This window comes from Enterobacter sp. WCHEn090032, from assembly GCF_003986875.1.
Taxonomy (GTDB): Bacteria; Pseudomonadota; Gammaproteobacteria; order Enterobacterales; family Enterobacteriaceae; genus Enterobacter; species Enterobacter sichuanensis.
This window is the reverse complement of the sequence record NZ_RXRN01000010.1, coordinates 46,963-61,260: the sequence shown is the minus strand read 5'-3', so window position 1 is coordinate 61,260 and position 14,298 is coordinate 46,963. Positions and strand designations below refer to the sequence as shown.

Sequence of the window (14,298 nt, the reverse complement as noted above, 5' to 3'; positions counted from 1 at the left end):
CCTGAATGTTCATCAGCTGAACGAAGAGTGACCGGTAAAGCGCGCGGGTGCGTTTTTTTAAGACAGAAATAAAAAAGGCAGCCATTCGGCTGCCTTAGTCTCCCCAGGTCACAACTTAGCTGTTGCGGATGTACTCATCCATTTCGGTTTTCAGGTTATCGGATTTGGTACCGAAGATTGCCTGTACACCGGAACCTGCAACAACCACACCGGCTGCGCCCAGTTTTTTCAGACCCGGCTGGTCTACTTTCGCGACGTCGGCCACGCTCACACGCAGACGAGTGATGCACGCGTCCAGGTTAGTGATATTCTCTTTACCGCCGAACGCGGCAACCAGTGCTGGTGCCATTTCGCTGGTTGCACCCGCTTTGCTGTCTTCTGTCGCATCTTCACGGCCTGGGGTTTTCAGGTCCAGTGCTTTGATCAGCACACGGAAGATGGTGTAGTACACAACGGCGTAGCACGCACCCACGATTGGGAACAGCCACAGTTTGCTGCTGTTACCGGACAGAACGATGAAGTCGATCAGACCGTGAGAGAAGGACGTACCGTCACGCATACCCAGCAGGATACAGATTGGGAATGCCAGACCTGCCAGAATCGCGTGAATCACGTACAGGATCGGCGCAACGAACATGAAGGAGAACTCGATCGGCTCGGTGATACCGGTCAGGAACGAGGTCAGCGCTGCGGAGATCATGATACCGCCCACTTTTGCACGGTTCTCTGGTTTAGCAGAGTGCCAGATAGCGATTGCCGCTGCTGGCAGGCCGTACATTTTGAACAGGAAGCCACCAGACAGTTTACCTGCAGTTGGGTCGCCCGCCATGTAACGTGGAATATCGCCGTGGAACACCTGGCCTGCGGCATTGGTGAATTCACCAATCTGCATCTGGAATGGAACGTTCCAGATGTGGTGCAGACCGAATGGCACCAGGCAACGCTCGATGAAGCCGTAGATACCAAACGCCACAACCGGGTTCTGGTAAGCAGCCCACTGAGAGAAGGTCTGGATAGCGGAACCGATGGGTGGCCAGATGAAGGACAGGATCACGCCAGTGAAAATCGCTGCCAGACCAGAAATGATCGGAACGAAACGCTTGCCCGCGAAGAAGCCCAGATACTCAGGCAGCTTGATGCGATAGAAGCGGTTAAACATATACGCTGCAATCGCACCGGAGATGATACCGCCCAGAACACCGGTGTCCGCCAGGTGTTTCGCGGCAATCTCTTCTGCCGGTAAATGCAGAACCAGCGGCGCAACCACAGCCATGGTTTTCACCATGATGCCGTAAGCCACCACTGCAGCCAGCGCAGATACGCCGTCGTTGTTGGTGAAGCCCAGAGCCACACCGATCGCGAAGATCAGTGGCATGTTAGCAAAGACAGAACCGCCTGCTTCGGCCATCACGTGGGAAACTACGGCTGGCAGCCAGCTGAAGTTAGCAGAACCGACACCCAGCAGGATACCTGCGATAGGCAGTACGGATACTGGCAGCATCAGCGATTTACCGACCTTTTGCAGGTTAGCAAATGCATTCTTAAACATAATTGAGAGTGCTCCTGAGTATTTGTGCTTTTTTTACGCTTTCACGCATTGGCCCGGGGGGAGTACCGTGCCGTGGACAGGACATCTAAGCGCCCTTTATTTATTACACAGAGTAAAATAATTCCCTCTGAGTTTGTTTGACGGCTATCACGTTTCAGCTTAAGGCGGTCGAAAAACTTTCAGTTATTTACAAAAAGCATGTCCGGATGTGTCTAAAAACACCCTCACCGCCCCAAATGAGGCGGTGAACTTTACTCGTTTTATTTATTAATTACGAGCCTAAAAAAAACAGGTGTATCAGACAGATTGCAGGCGGGCGGGGTCGATATGGAACAGCGTAGAGAAGTTTTCCGTGGTGACGCGAGCCAGCTCTTCAATACTGACACCTTTAAGCACGGCCATGTACTCCGCAACATCTCTCGTCATCGCCGGTTGGTTCTCTTTACCGCGATGCGGTACCGGTGCCAGATAAGGAGAGTCTGTTTCCACCAGAATGCGATCGAGCGGAACATAACGCGCAGCATCACGAAGTTGCTCAGCGTTACGGAACGTGACGATCCCGGAAAACGAAATATAAAACCCCAAATCAAGCAGTTTACCCGCCGTTTCTCTGTCTTCTGTGAAACAGTGTAGTACGCCCCCGCAATCCGTCACGTTTTCTTCCCGCAGGATCGCCAGCGTATCGGCACGCGCATCGCGGGTATGCACAATAACCGGCTTGTTAAGCTCGCGGCCGATGCGGATATGATGGCGGAAAGACTCCTGCTGGCGCGGTTTCGTTTCCGGCGTGTAAAAATAGTCCAGCCCGGTTTCACCCATCGCCACCACGCCCTCTTCTGCGGCCAGTCGGCGCAGATCCTCGACGTCATACACCTCATCCTGATTCAACGGATGAACGCCGCAGGAAAACACCACGTTATCGCGAACGCCTACCAGCTCGCGCATCGTGCGATAACCCGGCAGCGTCGTCGCCACCGCAAGGCAAAATTTCACATCGCGGGCCGCGGCTTTCGCCAGCACGTCATCCACGTTTTTATGCAGGGATTGATAATCCAGGCCATCAAGATGGCAGTGTGAGTCGACTAAAAACATAATGTCTCTCTCAGAGATGGGAAACAGGCGGTGTGACGCCGGGTTGCAGGTAATGTTCAATGCGCAGTAACTGGTCGGTCAGTAAAAGCTCGCGATTAAGACCAGTAACGGTTAAAAGCTCTTCACGACTCTGACAAATGTCATGAAGCATCGCGTGAAGAACCGCACCTGAGAGGCGGTTCGCCAGCGTATTCACCAGTGTCCATGCATCCGGATTGGTCAGCAGCGTTGCCCCTTGCTGGATTTTTAGCGCATCCAGCAGTAAGGCGGCCAGCCAGTGCAGACGCTCGGCGGCCTGGTCGCTGTTGAGCACCGGCAATACGCTTAGCCAGTCACCGCTGTGAAGCGAAGACTCGACGGCCCGGCAGAGCGCTTCGCGCTGTGACCAGACGTCCGGCTGCAGTATGGCCAGTGCCGCCGCCGGAGCTCCGCTGCTCAGGCGCAAGGCGGACAGCGCACTTTCAGGTGACGTTGTCACCTCTCGCTCCAGCCAGCTCAGCGCCCATGATTCCTGAGGCACCGCGAGGTGATGAAGACGGCAGCGGCTGCGCAACGTCGCCAGCAATCGTCCCGGATCGCGGCACGAGAGGAAAAACCATGTTTTTTCCGGCGGCTCTTCAAGGGTCTTAAGCAGCGCATTAGCCGCCGCCTCGGTCAGCTGGGTGGCGTCTTTAAGCCAGACGACTTTAGCCCCGCCCAGACGCGCGTGTTCGTACAATTTTTCACTGACTTCACGCACGGCATCAATACCCAGTGCGCTCTTGCCCTTCTCAGGCTCAAGCGTGTAGTAGTCAGGATGTGTGCCCGCCTGCATCAGCTGACATCCACGGCACTTGCCGCAGCTTTTGTGCCCTTCCGGCTGCTGACACATCAGAAAACGGGTGATGGCATAAATTAGCGCCTCATCCCCCATCCCTGGCAATGCCTGAATCAGTAACGCATGATGCCCCCGCCCCGCCTGATAGCTGCCGATCAGCTGTTCAAAGTGCGGACGCAACCATGGATACCATTTCATGCCTGCTGCTCCTGTACCCACTGTGTAACGGTCTGCTGAATATCGCGCGTGACGTCATCCAGCGACTGCGTCGCATCGATGGTACGAATAGCGCTGTCCTGTGCCGCCAGCTCAAGATAGCGTGCACGGGTGCGGTTAAAGAAATCAAAGGACTCTTGTTCAATGCGGTCCAGCTCGCCGCGCGCGCGCGCGCGTTTGAGCCCCACTTCCGGCGTAACGTCCAGATAGAGGGTCAGGTCGGGGCGAAAATCCCCCAATACGGCATTACGCAGCGTTGCCAGCATTGTCTGGTCAATACCGCGTCCCCCGCCCTGATACGCCTGAGTAGACAGATCGTGACGATCGCCAATAACCCACTTACCCTCGGCCAGCGCGGGCTTAATCACCGTCTCAACCAGCTGTACGCGCGCCGCGTAGAACATCAGCACTTCCGCTTTGTCAGTGATAACTTCGTCGCCAACGGATTTAATGTCCAGTACCAGGCTGCGCAGCTTCTCGGCCAGCAGCGTACCACCCGGCTCACGGGTAAATACCATGTCCGTCACGCCAAGCGCCTTGAGCGTATCCACCACCACGTTGCGGGCAGTGGTTTTACCTGCCCCTTCGAGTCCCTCAATGACAATGTATTTACTGCGCATTTTTTTCCTTAAGTGCCTTCAGATAGTCCTGGACGGAACGATTATGGCTGGCAAGGTTGGTGTTAAAGGTGTGCCCCCCTTTTCCATCCGCCACAAAATAGAGATACGGTGTTTTAGCCGGGTGCGCGGCTGCCCTGAGCGACGCCTCGCTCGGCGTGGCAATCGGGCCAGGCGGTAAACCACTAATCACATACGTATTATACGCCGTGGGTGTTTCGAGATCTTTTCTGGAAATTTTGCCGGTATAACTCTCACCCATGCCGTAGATAACGGTAGGGTCGGTTTGCAGACGCATGCCGATACGCAGACGGTTGATAAAGACAGACGCCACCCGATCCCGCTCAGCGGCGACGGCCGTCTCCTTTTCAATGATTGACGCCATCGTCACAAACTGGTTCCGATCGTTGTAAGGCAGCCCTTCCATTCGCCCTTCCCAGGCGGCATCGACCGCTGCGACCATTTTTTTATGCGCCCGCTTCAGAATCGCCACGTCGGTTGTACCGGCGGTATACATCCAGGTGTCTGGCCAGAACCAGCCTTCCACCCATTCCGGATGCTCTAATTTCAGCGCCTCGGCCACCGTCTGATAGCGATCGTCTTTTAACGTGTGTTTGATATACGGCGCGTCGCGCAGTTGTTTGAGGTAATCGCTCAGGCGCATCCCCTCCACAAACCGCAGGGGGAACTGCGCTTCTTTACCGCTTTCCAGCAACTGCATCATCTCCCTGACGGTCATTCCCGGCGTGAAGCGATAGGTACCGGCTTTGAAATGAGACAGGTCAGGCTCCACGCGCAATAGCCACTGGAAAACGCGCGGACGATTGATAATCTTGTCGCCATAGAGCTGTTCCCCAAGCGCCTGGCGGCCCGTCCCCGCTTTCAGGGTGAAGATTGTTTCGTCTTTAATCAGGATTTTACTGTTCGCCAGCTGGCGAACTTTCCACACGCCTGCTCCGCCAGCGACACCCAGCGCAACGATCAGGAGAAGGACAAAGCGCAACATTTTTTTCATGACTATCTGGTTTGCTCACATATCGGGGCTAAAAACTGAAACAGCTCTCGCGAAGTCCAGCGGTGTTGACCATACGCACGGACCGGTACAACAGGCATCAGCGCATTACACATGATGACTTCATCTGCGGTTTGTAGCGCCGCTTCACCTGCACTCACTTCGACAACGCGAAAGCCGGAGTGTGCCAGCTGCTGCAAACAAAACTGACGCATAATGCCGTTCACACCCGCCTGTTCCAGTGACGGCGTGAAAACATCATTCCCCTGCCGCCAGAATAAATTAGCCGCACAGCATTCCGTAATGACGCCTTCGCTGTCAAGAACCAGCGCCTCATCGGCGTCCGTCTGCTCAAGATGAGTACGAATCAACACCTGCTCCAGGCGATTGAGATGCTTAATGCCGGCGAGCATGGCGTTTCGTCCCAGCCGCAGGGGACTCAACGTCAGGGTGACGCCCTCTTCTCGCCAGCGAGCGTAATGCACGGGATAAGCAGACGTGGAGAGGATACGCGTTGGGTTAAGGCACGACGCGGCACTGTACCCCCGGCCACCACTGCCACGGCTGATGATAACTTTAAGTACGCCGCTCTGCTTCCCGGATGCCAGCTGGCACATTTCCTGACGCAATGTGTCCCACTGTGTAAAGGGGATCAGTAACGCTTCGCAGGCCGTTTGCAGACGACGAAGGTGGGCATCAAGCAGGCATACGTCACCATCGGCAATGCGCGCCGTGGTAAAGCAACCATCACCAAACTGCGTCGCCCTGTCGCTGGCAGGCAGCGTGTCCTGCTCAAGGCCATTGATTAAAAACATGGTGGCTCCTTATGCGTGGGCGTTTAGTCTGGCAGGATGTTATGCAGCCGACAAGAAGATTAGCCTTAATAAAAAAGGTCCGGCAAGCGGACCTTTTTTAGGGCTATCGAGAGTCTGAATCAAATCTTTTTGAAGATCAGAGAACCATTCGTACCGCCGAAGCCAAAGGAGTTACACAGGGTGTACTCCATACCACTAACCTGGCGCGCTTCATGAGGAACGAAGTCCAGGTCGCAACCTTCATCCGGGTTATCCAGGTTGATGGTTGGCGGAACAGCCTGATCGCGCAGCGCAAGGATAGAGTAGATAGATTCTACTGCACCCGCCGCACCCAACAGGTGACCGGTCATGGATTTGGTAGAACTCACCAGTACGCGGCTGGCAGACTCGCCGAAGATAGACTTAACCGCCTGCGCTTCTGCTTTATCACCTGCTGGTGTTGACGTCCCGTGCGCGTTAACGTAGCCAATCTGAGCTGGAGTAATACCCGCATCACGGATTGCGTTTTCCATCGCCAGCGCAGCACCCGCGCCGTTCTCCGGAGGAGACGTCATATGGTAAGCGTCGCTACTCATACCAAAGCCAACGACTTCAGCATAAATTTTCGCACCACGTTTTTTCGCGTGTTCGTACTCTTCCAGCACGAGCATACCTGCACCGTCGCCCAGCACGAAACCGTCACGGTCTTTATCCCACGGACGGCTTGCCGCCTGAGGATTATCGTTGCGGGTAGACAGCGCACGCGCGGCACCAAAGCCACCCACGCCGAGCGGGGTACTGGCTTTTTCAGCGCCGCCCGCCACCATAGCATCTGCATCGCCGTACGCAATAATGCGCGCGGCCTGGCCGATGTTATGCACGCCAGACGTACATGCGGTCGCAATAGAGATGCTTGGCCCACGCAGGCCGAACATGATGGTCAGGTGACCCGCCACCATATTAACAATCGTGGACGGAACGAAGAACGGGCTGATTTTACGCGGTCCGCCATTCATCAGAGATGTATGGTTTTCCTCAATCAGGCCAAGACCGCCAATCCCGGAGCCGATAGCGGCGCCGATACGGGTTGCGTTCTCTTCCGTAATCTCAAGGCCAGAATCCTGCATGGCCTGAACGCCAGCGACAATTCCATATTGAATGAAGGCATCCATCTTGCGCTGTTCTTTGCGCGAGATGATCTCTTCACAGTTAAAATCCTTTACTAAGCCAGCAAATTTCGTTGCATAGGCGCTAGTATCGAAATGGTCGATTAGGCTGATGCCGCTCTGACCGGCAAGGAGAGCTTTCCAGGTGGACTCTACGGTATTGCCGACAGGAGACAACATGCCAAGTCCGGTCACAACTACACGACGCTTAGACACGTTTGTCCTCCAGGGAGGGATAAAAAAAGAGATTCGTGGGACTAAAAAAGATAAAACTCAGGCGGTCGAATGACCGCCTGGAGATGTTCACTTACGCCTGGTGACCGTTGATGTAATCAATGGCAGCCTGAACGGTGGTGATCTTCTCAGCTTCTTCGTCCGGAATCTCAGTATCAAACTCTTCTTCCAGAGCCATTACCAGCTCAACGGTGTCAAGAGAATCTGCGCCCAGGTCTTCAACGAAGGAAGCGGAGTTCACAACTTCTTCCTGCTTAACGCCCAGCTGTTCGCCGATAATTTTCTTAACGCGTTCTTCGATAGTGCTCATACTCTTAAATTTCCTATCAAAACTCGCTTTCGCGATGGTTTTCGTAGTGTATAAAATGTTGAAAAATTTGCAACTAAATCCCGGCAGTTCGTACCACGATTTTACGTTATTTTGAGGCCTTTTACCCAAATAACGCAAATTTTTTTATCGTGGTTAAACCATATACATCCCGCCGTTGACGTGGAGGGTCTCACCAGTGATGTAACCCGCTTCGTCAGAGGCTAAAAATGCAACCGCACTGGCAATTTCTTTCGGGTCGCCTAAGCGGCCCGCAGGAACAGCTGCCAGCGTACCCGCACGCTGCTCATCAGTCAGCGCACGCGTCATGTCCGTTTCAATAAAGCCCGGAGCAACAACGTTTACAGTAATACCGCGGGACGCGACTTCACGCGCCAGCGACTTACTGAAACCAATCAGACCTGCTTTCGCCGCAGCGTAGTTAGCCTGACCAGCATTTCCCATGGTACCAACCACAGAACCGACAGTGATAATACGACCATGACGCTTTTTCATCATAGCGCGCATTACCGCTTTTGACAGACGGAATACAGATGACAGGTTGGTTTCGATGATATCGTTCCACTCGTCGTCTTTCATTCGCATTAACAGGTTATCACGGGTGATCCCGGCATTGTTTACCAGAATATCCACTTCGCCAAACTCTGCGCGAATATTTTCCAGAACAGATTCGATAGATGCAGGCTCGGTCACATTCAGTACCAGACCTTTACCGTTCGCACCCAGATATTCGCTGATACTCTTCGCACCATTCTCGCTGGTTGCTGTACCAATCACCTTCGCGCCGCGCGCAACCAGTGTTTCAGCAATCGCACGCCCGATACCGCGGCTAGCCCCAGTCACCAGGGCGATTTTTCCTTCAAAACTCATGGTATTCCTCTTTTATTGCGAGAGTGCCGCTGACATCGCTTCCGGCTCGTTAATCGCCGAGGCAGTCAGGGTGTCAACAATACGTTTAGTCAGACCGGTGAGGACTTTCCCTGGGCCAACTTCATACAGATGCTCAACGCCCTCCGCTGCCATAAACTCAACGGTTTTGGTCCACTGTACCGGGCTGTAGAGCTGGCGAACCAGCGCGTCACGGATAGCTTCCGGCGAAGTTTCGCATTTCACGTCGACGTTGTTCACAACGGAAATCGTCGGTGCGTTAAACGTAATTTTTTCCAGCTCGACCGCCAGTTTTTCGGCAGCAGGTTTCATCAGCGCACAGTGTGACGGCACGCTAACAGGCAGCGGCAGCGCACGTTTGGCACCCGCCGCTTTACAGGCCGCACCAGCACGTTCAACCGCTTCTTTATGACCGGCGATAACGACCTGGCCCGGCGAGTTGAAGTTAACCGGAGAAACCACCTGGCCTTCAGCGGATTCTTCGCACGCTTTTGCAATCGCGGCATCATCCAGACCGATGATGGCAGACATACCGCCCGTGCCTTCTGGCACCGCTTCCTGCATGAATTTTCCGCGCAGTTCCACCAGACGTACCGCGTCAGCAAACGCGATCACACCGGCACAGACCAGCGCAGAGTATTCACCCAGGCTATGGCCCGCGAGCAGCGCTGGCGCTTTACCACCCTGCTGCTGCCAGACACGCCACAACGCAACGGACGCGGTCAGCAGTGCTGGCTGGGTCTGCCAGGTTTTGTTCAGTTCTTCGGCCGGCCCCTGCTGGGTCAGCGCCCACAAATCATAACCCAGTGCATCGGAAGCTTCACGGAAAGTCTCTTCAATTACCGGATAGTTTGCTGCCATTTCAGACAACATCCCAACGGTTTGAGAGCCCTGCCCCGGGAACACAAAAGCAAATTGCGTCATTTTTTATTCCTTATCCTAGAAACGAACCAGCGCGGAACCCCAGGTGAACCCGCCACCGAAGGCTTCAAGCAAGACCAGCTGGCCCCGTTTGATTCGCCCGTCGCGTACCGCTTCGTCAAATGCGCACGGTACTGACGCCGCAGAGGTGTTGCCGTGGCGATCCAGCGTCACCACGACGTTATCCATCGACATGCCCAGCTTTTTCGCGGTCGCGCTGATGATACGCAGGTTCGCCTGGTGCGGCACCAGCCAGTCGAGTGCAGTGCGTTCCAGGTTATTGGCTTCCAGCGTCTCATCAACAATGTGCGCAAGCTCAGTCACCGCCACCTTGAACACCTCATTACCTGCCATGGTCAGGTAAATGGCATTGTCTGGATTAACGCGATCGGCGTTAGGCAGTGTCAGCAGCTCACCGTAGCTTCCGTCGGCATGCAGATGCGTGGAGATAATGCCCGGCTCTTCGGACTGGCCCAGCAGCACCGCACCTGCACCATCACCAAAAATAATGATCGTTCCGCGATCGGTCGGATCGCAGGTACGCGCCAGCACGTCAGCACCGATCACCAGCGCATATTTGACGGCACCGGACTTAACATACTGATCGGCAACGCTCAGTGCATAGGTGAAACCTGCACACGCGGCAGCGACGTCAAACGCCGGACAGCCCTTAATGCCGAGCATATTTTGCACCTGGCACGCCGCGCTTGGGAAAGCGTGTGTGGCAGACGTCGTGGCGACCACGATCAAACCAATCTGTTCTTTATCAATGCCCGCCATCTCGATAGCACGCTGTGCGGCTTCGTAACCCATGGTCGACACGGTTTCGTCTGGCGCGGCAATACGACGTTCACGGATACCTGTGCGCGTGACAATCCACTCGTCAGACGTATCTACCATTTTTTCCAGATCGGCGTTGGTACGCACTTGTTTTGGCAGGTAGCTGCCGGTACCTAAAATCTTCGTATACATGTACGCTCAGTCACTTTTAGCTAATACAGATTCCAGGCGAGCGGCAATCCGCTGAGGGACTTGTCGCTGCACCGCCTGCACTGCCTGTTCAATCGCGACAGCAAATGCTCGCTGATTGGCGGCGCCATGACTCTTAATCACGATGCCGCGCAATCCTAACAGACAGGCGCCATTATACTGGTCGGGGTTGAGGTGACTGAATCGCCGCGTCAGGCTTTTTTGTAACCAACGCTTTAATAAAATCAACCACCAGGCGCTTTTTTTGCCTTCTCCCTGCGATTTCAGCAGAGAAAGAAACATACGCACCACCCCTTCCATGGTCTTCAACGTGACGTTTCCGGTGAAACCATCGCACACCAGAACATCCGTTTTACCCGTCAACAACTCATTGGCTTCGAGATAACCAATATAGTTGATGGAAGGAACCTGTTTGAGCAATTCAGCCGCATCGCGAATGCTGTCCAGGCCTTTGGTCTCTTCTTCACCAATGTTCAGTAACGCAACACGGGGAGTATTAATCCCGACCACTTCTTCTGCCAGCACCGAACCCATCACGGCAAACTGAGCCAGCATTGTACTATCACAGTCGACGTTAGCGCCCAGGTCGAGCACCACCGTCTTACCCTTCTGTTGATGCGGTAACACCGTCACCAGCGCCGGGCGCTCAATGCCCTCAATAGGCTTGAGCAATAATTTCGACAGCCCCATCAGCGCGCCGGTATTTCCCGCACTGACGCAGGCCTGAGCGCGCCCTTCTTTCACCAGCTCCAGCGCGATGCGCATAGAACTGCCACGGCTATTACGAATAGCCTGAGAGGGCCGGGCATCACTGGCAATAACTGACTGCGCAGGAATAATCTGCAGACGCGAACGTTGTTCAAAGTCAGCTTTTGCAAGTAATGGCGTGATTGTGTCGGGATTACCGACTAAAAGAAGAGTGAGTTGCGAATTAGAATTCAGTGCCTGCAATGCTGCAGGCACTGTCACGGAAGGGCCGAAATCTCCCCCCATGACATCTAACGCCAGGGTTAGACGTGTCAAGGTATCGTCGCAGCCTGGTTCGGTAAGTTCCCCGTTTGCACGGGGAGCTCCTCACTAAGCCTAATCACGCTGACGCGTGATTACTTAGTGATAACCTTGCGGCCGCGGTAGAAACCGTCAGCGGTGATGTGGTGACGCAGGTGTTTCTCACCAGAAGTCTTGTCAACAGACAGGCTGGTAACTGCAGTCAGCGCGTCATGGGAACGACGCATGCCACGTTTGGAACGGGTTGGTTTATTCTGTTGTACGGCCATGGACCTTACTCCTTAATTACTTACGCTTTAAGCTGGCTAATACGGCAAATGGGTTTGGTTTTTGCGCTTCATCAGGCAGTTCCCCAAAGACCATGTCCGCCTCGGACACTTCACAGTGTTCAGAATCATGCACCGGAACCACTGGCAAGGAGAGGATGATTTCATCTTCAACCAGAGCCAGAAGATCGATTTCACCGAATTCGTTAACCTCAATCGGCTCATACGCTTCCGGGAGTGCTTCAGCCTGTTCGTCAGAACGAACCGGACTGAAACAATACGTTGTGTGAACATGCTGTACAAACGGTTTCCCGCAACGCTGGCACTCGAGCGTTACCGTCACCTTTGCATCACCGGTTAAAACGGCGAGACGCTGGTTGTCGATAGCGAACGACATGGAGCATTCTACATCACTGTCCACACTGACTACGGATTCGGCAATACGCTCAGCCTGATCGGAAGTATAAATACCTTCGTAATCGAGGCGTTTTTGAGCCGTACGAACCGGATCAAGAGTCAGGGGTAATTTTACCTTTTGCATAGGGCGCGCATATTAACTTTGTAACGTCATAGAGTCAAAGAAAAAGGCAACCTGGGCTGCCTTTTGCCAATTATTCGCACACATTGCGGCCTGTAGTTTAAAATGGCTGGCATCGATACGCTATATCTGGTGATAAAAATATGCCAAATCTCGTTCTCGCGTCCACCTCTCCCTACCGCCGAATGTTGCTGGAAAAGCTCGGGATCCCGTTTGAATGTGCCGCGCCAGAGGTTGATGAGACGCCACAACCGGGCGAGTCACCGCGTCATCTGGTGACGCGTCTGGCGAAAGAGAAAGCGCAATCGCTGGCCGCACGTTACCCTTCGCATTTGATTATAGGCTCCGATCAGGTTTGTGTACTGGACGGCGCAATTACCGGCAAGCCGCACACCGAGGAGAAAGCCTGTCAGCAATTACTGCAGGCGCGCGGCAATATCGTCACTTTTTATACGGGCCTGGCGCTCTATAACTCCGCCTCTGGTCAACTGCAAACAGAATGCGAGCCCTTCGACGTTCACTTCCGCCACCTCAGTGAGCAAGAAATTGAGGATTATGTGCGACGGGAGCGCCCGCTCAACTGTGCGGGTAGCTTTAAAAGTGAAGGGTTGGGGATTGCGCTGTTTGACAAGCTGGAAGGCCGGGATCCCAACACGCTGGTGGGATTGCCGCTGATTGCCTTGTGTCAGATGTTGAGGCGAGAAGCGTGTAATCCACTGACAATGTGATCTTCGCCGGGTGGCGCTACGCTTACCCGCCCTACAAAACCGTAGGCCCGTGCAAGCGTAGCGCCGCCGGGCAAAATCAGCCGCGCAGCACTTTCAGACAGCGTTTTAACTGCTCATCCAGCGGCGCTTCAATACGGATGATTTCACCCGTATGAGGATGGGTAAACTTCAGCGCTGCCGCATGCAGGAACAGACGCGACAGCCCCGTGCCCGCCAGCTGCTTATCAAATTCGCGATCGCCATAGCGGTCATCAAACGCAATCGGATGGCCTGCAAACTGCGTATGCACGCGGATCTGGTGGGTACGTCCGGTCACCGGGCTGCAGCGCACCAGCGTGGCAAACTCATAGCGCTCTTCCACCTTAAAACGCGTCTCAGAAGGTTTGCCTTCCTGGCTCACGCGGACAATACGTTCGCCGCTTTGCAGAATGTTCTTCAGCAGCGGCGCCTGCACCACTTTCACATGGGACTGCCACTGACCGCGCACCAGCGCCAGATAGTCTTTCTGCATGCCCTTTTCACGCAGCTGCTCATGCAACGCGCGCAGAGCTGACCGCTTCTTCGCCACCAGCAGTACGCCGGAAGTGTCACGGTCAAGTCGGTGGACCAGTTCAAGGAAACGCGCTTCCGGACGCAGGGCACGCAGCCCTTCAATCACGCCGAAGCTCAAACCGCTCCCGCCATGCACCGCCGTTCCGGACGGCTTATTGAGCACCAGAATGTGGTCATCTTCGTAGAGGATCACATCACTCAGGGCCGCCACTTTCTGCAGCTTCGGCGACACAACCTCTTCTTCGCGTTCAGCAACGCGCACCGGTGGAATGCGCACTTCGTCACCGGCTTCGAGCTTGTACTCAGGCTTGACGCGTTTTTTGTTAACCCGCACCTCGCCCTTGCGCAGGATGCGGTAAATCATACTCTTTGGCACGCCTTTCAGCTGAGTGCGCAAAAAGTTATCGATACGTTGCCCCGCTTCGTCTTCGGCGATGGCAACCATTTTTACGGCTGGAGTCTCTGTTTTCATGGTGGGCGATTCTAAATATCGTCAGCCATTAGCGCCACTCATTTTTCTATGCTTATATTTACTTTTATCCGGCCTGCCCCCTGTTTCGCGCAATCGGTTTGGTGGTTATT

At 54.4% G+C, this 14,298-nt stretch carries 16 protein-coding genes; 1 reads left to right on the top strand and 15 read right to left on the bottom strand.

The genetic code is table 11. From position 1 onward, the window contains the following. Positions 1-115: 115 nt before the first annotated feature. From ptsG to yceD, 14 genes are all read right to left on the bottom strand, one after another. Positions 116-1,549, bottom strand: coding sequence for a PTS glucose transporter subunit IIBC (ptsG, locus tag EKN83_RS10610; RefSeq protein ID WP_014831454.1), 1,434 nt, complete (start codon positions 1,547-1,549; stop codon positions 116-118). Between the two features lie 297 nt (positions 1,550-1,846). After that, positions 1,847-2,641, bottom strand: coding sequence for a metal-dependent hydrolase (locus tag EKN83_RS10605; RefSeq protein WP_126800891.1), 795 nt, complete (start codon positions 2,639-2,641; stop codon positions 1,847-1,849). A 10-nt stretch (positions 2,642-2,651) separates the two neighbouring features. Then, entirely contained in the window at positions 2,652-3,656 is a 1,005-nt protein-coding gene (gene holB / locus EKN83_RS10600) for a DNA polymerase III subunit delta' (RefSeq protein WP_126800890.1), read from the bottom strand. Continuing rightward, a complete protein-coding gene (tmk, locus tag EKN83_RS10595; protein WP_045284992.1) occupies positions 3,653-4,294 on the bottom strand; it encodes a dTMP kinase in 642 nt (213 codons plus the stop codon). Before tmk ends, holB begins: the two co-directional genes overlap by 4 nt. Continuing rightward, positions 4,284-5,306, bottom strand: coding sequence for a cell division protein YceG (gene yceG, locus EKN83_RS10590; protein WP_025758138.1), 1,023 nt, complete (start codon positions 5,304-5,306; stop codon positions 4,284-4,286). Before yceG ends, tmk begins: the two co-directional genes overlap by 11 nt. Before the next feature lie 2 nt (positions 5,307-5,308). Further along, the gene (gene pabC, locus EKN83_RS10585) at positions 5,309-6,118 is read right to left on the bottom strand and encodes an aminodeoxychorismate lyase (RefSeq protein ID WP_025758137.1); all 810 of its coding nucleotides are present in this window, start codon (positions 6,116-6,118) and stop codon (positions 5,309-5,311) included. A gap of 119 nt (positions 6,119-6,237) precedes the next feature. Then, positions 6,238-7,479 carry a beta-ketoacyl-ACP synthase II gene (fabF, locus tag EKN83_RS10580; protein ID WP_052685737.1) on the bottom strand — a complete coding sequence of 414 codons (1,242 nt, stop codon included), beginning with the start codon at positions 7,477-7,479 and terminating at the stop codon, positions 6,238-6,240. Positions 7,480-7,570: 91 nt separating this feature from the next. After that, positions 7,571-7,807: an acyl carrier protein gene (gene acpP / locus EKN83_RS10575; RefSeq protein ID WP_003857954.1), complete on the bottom strand. Its 237-nt coding sequence runs from the start codon at positions 7,805-7,807 to the stop codon at positions 7,571-7,573. 153 nt (positions 7,808-7,960) lie between these two features. Beyond that, entirely contained in the window at positions 7,961-8,695 is a 735-nt protein-coding gene (gene fabG / locus EKN83_RS10570; protein WP_025758135.1) for a 3-oxoacyl-ACP reductase FabG, read from the bottom strand. Between the two features lie 12 nt (positions 8,696-8,707). Beyond that, complete coding sequence (gene fabD, locus EKN83_RS10565; RefSeq protein WP_025758134.1) at positions 8,708-9,637, bottom strand: ACP S-malonyltransferase; 930 nt, start codon at positions 9,635-9,637, stop codon at positions 8,708-8,710. Between the two features lie 15 nt (positions 9,638-9,652). After that, positions 9,653-10,606, bottom strand: a complete 954-nt coding sequence (locus tag EKN83_RS10560) for a beta-ketoacyl-ACP synthase III (protein ID WP_025758133.1) — start codon at positions 10,604-10,606, stop codon at positions 9,653-9,655. Positions 10,607-10,612: 6 nt separating this feature from the next. Further along, positions 10,613-11,647 carry a phosphate acyltransferase PlsX gene (plsX, locus tag EKN83_RS10555; RefSeq protein ID WP_025758132.1) on the bottom strand — a complete coding sequence of 345 codons (1,035 nt, stop codon included), beginning with the start codon at positions 11,645-11,647 and terminating at the stop codon, positions 10,613-10,615. A gap of 80 nt (positions 11,648-11,727) precedes the next feature. After that, positions 11,728-11,901 carry a 50S ribosomal protein L32 gene (rpmF, locus tag EKN83_RS10550; protein ID WP_003857964.1) on the bottom strand — a complete coding sequence of 58 codons (174 nt, stop codon included), beginning with the start codon at positions 11,899-11,901 and terminating at the stop codon, positions 11,728-11,730. A gap of 16 nt (positions 11,902-11,917) precedes the next feature. Next, on the bottom strand, positions 11,918-12,439 hold the full coding sequence (yceD, locus tag EKN83_RS10545; RefSeq protein WP_021240759.1) for a 23S rRNA accumulation protein YceD: 522 nt from the start codon (positions 12,437-12,439) through the stop codon (positions 11,918-11,920). A gap of 140 nt (positions 12,440-12,579) precedes the next feature. Here yceD and EKN83_RS10540 point away from each other — a divergent pair, with 140 nt between their 5' ends. Continuing rightward, complete coding sequence (locus EKN83_RS10540) at positions 12,580-13,164, top strand: Maf family protein (RefSeq protein WP_126800889.1); 585 nt, start codon at positions 12,580-12,582, stop codon at positions 13,162-13,164. Between the two features lie 76 nt (positions 13,165-13,240). On the opposite strand, the gene rluC is transcribed toward EKN83_RS10540, so the two are convergent. Further along, a complete protein-coding gene (gene rluC / locus EKN83_RS10535) occupies positions 13,241-14,188 on the bottom strand; it encodes a 23S rRNA pseudouridine(955/2504/2580) synthase RluC (RefSeq protein ID WP_045284997.1) in 948 nt (315 codons plus the stop codon). Positions 14,189-14,298 lie beyond the last annotated feature (110 nt).

Excerpts from the sequence above, each read along its gene's own strand:
- fabD (WP_025758134.1), bottom strand. The coding sequence starts at position 9,637 with ATGACGCAATTTGCTTTTGTGTTCCCGGGGCAGGGCTCTCAAACCGTT.
- pabC (WP_025758137.1), bottom strand. The coding sequence starts at position 6,118 with ATGTTTTTAATCAATGGCCTTGAGCAGGACACGCTGCCTGCCAGCGAC.
- tmk (WP_045284992.1), bottom strand. The coding sequence starts at position 4,294 with ATGCGCAGTAAATACATTGTCATTGAGGGACTCGAAGGGGCAGGTAAA.
- acpP (WP_003857954.1), bottom strand. The coding sequence starts at position 7,807 with ATGAGCACTATCGAAGAACGCGTTAAGAAAATTATCGGCGAACAGCTG.
- yceG (WP_025758138.1), bottom strand. The coding sequence starts at position 5,306 with ATGAAAAAAATGTTGCGCTTTGTCCTTCTCCTGATCGTTGCGCTGGGT.
- yceD (WP_021240759.1), bottom strand. The coding sequence starts at position 12,439 with ATGCAAAAGGTAAAATTACCCCTGACTCTTGATCCGGTTCGTACGGCT.
- EKN83_RS10605 (WP_126800891.1), bottom strand. The coding sequence starts at position 2,641 with ATGTTTTTAGTCGACTCACACTGCCATCTTGATGGCCTGGATTATCAA.
- holB (WP_126800890.1), bottom strand. The coding sequence starts at position 3,656 with ATGAAATGGTATCCATGGTTGCGTCCGCACTTTGAACAGCTGATCGGC.
- rpmF (WP_003857964.1), bottom strand. The coding sequence starts at position 11,901 with ATGGCCGTACAACAGAATAAACCAACCCGTTCCAAACGTGGCATGCGT.
- EKN83_RS10560 (WP_025758133.1), bottom strand. The coding sequence starts at position 10,606 with ATGTATACGAAGATTTTAGGTACCGGCAGCTACCTGCCAAAACAAGTG.
- rluC (WP_045284997.1), bottom strand. The coding sequence starts at position 14,188 with ATGAAAACAGAGACTCCAGCCGTAAAAATGGTTGCCATCGCCGAAGAC.
- EKN83_RS10540 (WP_126800889.1), top strand. The coding sequence starts at position 12,580 with ATGCCAAATCTCGTTCTCGCGTCCACCTCTCCCTACCGCCGAATGTTG.
- fabG (WP_025758135.1), bottom strand. The coding sequence starts at position 8,695 with ATGAGTTTTGAAGGAAAAATCGCCCTGGTGACTGGGGCTAGCCGCGGT.
- ptsG (WP_014831454.1), bottom strand. The coding sequence starts at position 1,549 with ATGTTTAAGAATGCATTTGCTAACCTGCAAAAGGTCGGTAAATCGCTG.